The sequence below is a fragment of the Hydrotalea sp. genome, assembly GCA_030054115.1.
Lineage (GTDB): Bacteria > Pseudomonadota > Alphaproteobacteria > JASGCL01 > JASGCL01 > JASGCL01.
The window spans coordinates 4,650-7,514 of record JASGCL010000054.1; the positions used below are offsets into that span (position 1 = coordinate 4,650).

2 protein-coding genes are annotated in these 2,865 nt (G+C 50.2%); both read right to left on the bottom strand.

Going from position 1 to position 2,865, the window contains the following annotated elements; all coding sequences use genetic code 11:
• Window positions 1–173 precede the first annotated feature (173 nt).
• Window positions 174–812, bottom strand: coding sequence for a hypothetical protein (locus QM529_07235; GenBank protein ID MDI9314447.1), 639 nt, complete (start codon window positions 810–812; stop codon window positions 174–176).
• Window positions 813–862: 50 nt separating this feature from the next.
• Window positions 863–2,533, bottom strand: coding sequence for a portal protein (locus QM529_07240; GenBank protein ID MDI9314448.1), 1,671 nt, complete (start codon window positions 2,531–2,533; stop codon window positions 863–865).
• Window positions 2,534–2,865 lie beyond the last annotated feature (332 nt).

Consider the following 2,865-nt stretch of genomic DNA (forward strand, 5'->3'; position numbering starts at 1 on the left):
AGGTTGGCCAATTGCGCCGCGTCGGTCGGTTTGCCTTTCGCCGTTGGTTGGTTGGCGGCGGGTTGGTTGATGGGATTATGGTTCATGTTGTTTCCTTTCGGGGTTGGTTGCTGATGGTTGTTATGGTTGGTGGTTATGGTTGGTTGGTTTGGTTTTTTGCGCCTCCTTATTTTTTATTTTTTCCTATCCCCGCCATACAGGCGGTCAAAACCGCTTTGCACTTTTTGTAACACCTCGGGTTTTTTGTCGCGCCAATAACCCGGGGTTTTCATCAAACGGCGCAATGTCGCCTCGTCGGGGGCATTATTGTTGTTGCCATGCGCGCCGAGCAAATTCGGTTCGGCCAGGCCCAGTTTCATTTCCTGCCTCATGCGTTGCATGGCGCGCAGGCCGGCCGGTTGCGCCATTATGTCGCGGGCGATGTCCGCGCCAAAGACATTTTCGGCCCAGGTCATGGTCGATTGTTTTTCGCCCTGCCAATCACCGCCGAACATCGCCGCGTCTTGCAATTGTGCCGCCATGGTGTTTTTTTCTTTTTCGATGCGGGTTTTATCGGCCAGCAATTCTTTATTCGTCGCCGTGCTTTTTTGCGTTGCCGCCTGCAATCGGCCATGTTGTTGTTCCAACGCCAGGTAAGATTTCGCCAAGTCATCGACCCGCGTGGTTTTGGTTGCCGCGTCCCAAAATTTATCGGGCAAATGGGCGGGCTTGCTTTGGGTGGTTTCGCTTTTGGTGGCAACCGCGATTTCAGGTTGCGGTTTCAGTTTCTCATTCATGTTTTCTTTTTGGGTTTCCGGTTTTGGGGTCTTCATGGATTTGCTCCTTCTTATAATAATGGTGGTTGTTGGGTTGGGTTGGTTTTTTATTCGGCCGGTTTGCTTGGTTGGGTCGGCGCGGTCGGCGTCAATTGAAAATAACTAAATAATTTTCTGACCAAATCACCGCGGTCGATATATGGCGCAACATCAAGGCCGATAGCGGTCGCGGTTTGCAACAGGCTCAACATGTTGCCGGCCTCCTGCATTTCTTGGCGACGGGTAATGGGCGACGACACCGCAACCCGCACCTGTTTCTGGTCAAGCACCCACGATGGCGCGTGGCCTTCATCCACCATGACGGCCAGCAAACGATGAACCAACGGGTGCAACAATTCATGCACCAACCGGTGGTAACTTGCGGCGAACATGCGGGTTTGGCTTTGGCTGATTTGCCGCACCTCGGCCGCGGTTTTTGCATTGCTGGTCGCGTTGAACAGGTCGCCCGCCAAGATATTATCGGCCAGCAGGGCGTTGCGGATATTTTGCCGCAGGTCGCTCAACACCACCTGCGACAGGTCAAGCGTGCCGGTGCGAAGCGGCGTCAAGCCGGGGGAGCCAACCGCCTTTTGAATAATTGCGCCGGGTTCCAATTTTAAATTATTAAGGTTGATAACCCCGTCGTCATCGGCCAGCCAAATGCCGGCAACATTCAGCGAGGCATTTTTTAAAATCAATTCGACCACTTGGTTGGCGGTAATAATATCGGGCAGGGCGCGCATCACCGGCGACCGGCCATAAACCTCTCCCGGGGCTTTCATAAATCGGAACACCATCAATGGCATTTGGCGAAATTGGCCCCGGCTTAATAACCATGGTTTATTATAACGGCCACCGCTGGGCATAAATAAAAAATAATCGACCAAGCCATTGGCGGCATTGGGGATTAAGGCCTCGACCACCGCGACTTTATCGTCATCACTGCTGGCGATAATATCTTTCAGGTATTTTTCGACCATCACCACATCGCCATCATCATTCGGGTTTTGCGCCATGTTTTGCTGAACGATGGCGGTGATTTTATCCGCCGCCAAATATGATTCTTTAAACACCGCGCCGCTGGTGGCCATGCCATTATCATTGTCTTGGCCATCGTCGGTATCCTCCAACAAAATGGCGGTGGTGGGAATGGCGCGAAAATTAACGCCGCCTTGGTTATTTTTTTCCACCGCCAACACACCAGTGCCGGCCACCACCAAATCGAGCATCGCCTGGTGAACCTCCAAATAAAAATCGCCGGCCTGTAACATTTGCGAAATATCATCGGTGATTTTTTTTAACACCGATTGATTGGTCGCCGTATTATTGGTCGCCGCGCCGCCGTTTGTGGTATTGCTTACCGAATCATCGCCCTTATCAACCGCGACCAAATCGAACCATGGGGTTTGGCTGGGCAATAGGTCCTGCACCAAATTTGACGCCAATTGTTCAACCGCCAACACCGCGGTCGAATCGTAAATCGATGTTTGGCGAATATTGGTGGCAAGGTTGCCATGGCCAAATATATCTTGCGTGTCATATTGCGGCAGGGCGTATTTGTAACATTCGCGCCACCAATCAAACCATGCCAGGCGTTTGCTGGCGGTTTGTTGGTAACGTTTTTCAATATTTAATAATTCCAGGTCGACGCCATGGGAAATACCCGGGGAAATGCTATGTGAAATACCATTGCTGGCGGGGCTGGCGGGCTGGCTGATGTTGGTTGGCGATTTTTTCATTTTTTACCTTTTTGCTGGGGTTGGGTTTTTATGCATTGTGGTTGGTAACGGCCAAGCAAATGACCATAAAGAATATAGTTGCCATTTTGTTCTTTTTTAGGATGTTATACCCGGCGTCGCCAAAATATAACCAGCAAAACAGATGGAAAACAACAAAAATGTTCTTTATTTGTTCCAACAATAATCAGAACAAAAAGAGAATGTCAACCATTATTTTGCTTTAACGGCCATTTTTTTACGCTACTACTTCAATTCCAAAAATGCTTCAGCCGCCGACGAGGGATAAAAACAGGGAGCGTAGCGACCATGTTTTTTGGGTGGGTTCGTTAGCA

Bases quoted from the DNA above. Each gene is read 5' to 3' on its own strand.
- QM529_07235 (MDI9314447.1), bottom strand. From the start codon at position 812: ATGAAGACCCCAAAACCGGAAACCCAAAAAGAAAACATGAATGAGAAA.
- QM529_07240 (MDI9314448.1), bottom strand. From the start codon at position 2,533: ATGAAAAAATCGCCAACCAACATCAGCCAGCCCGCCAGCCCCGCCAGC.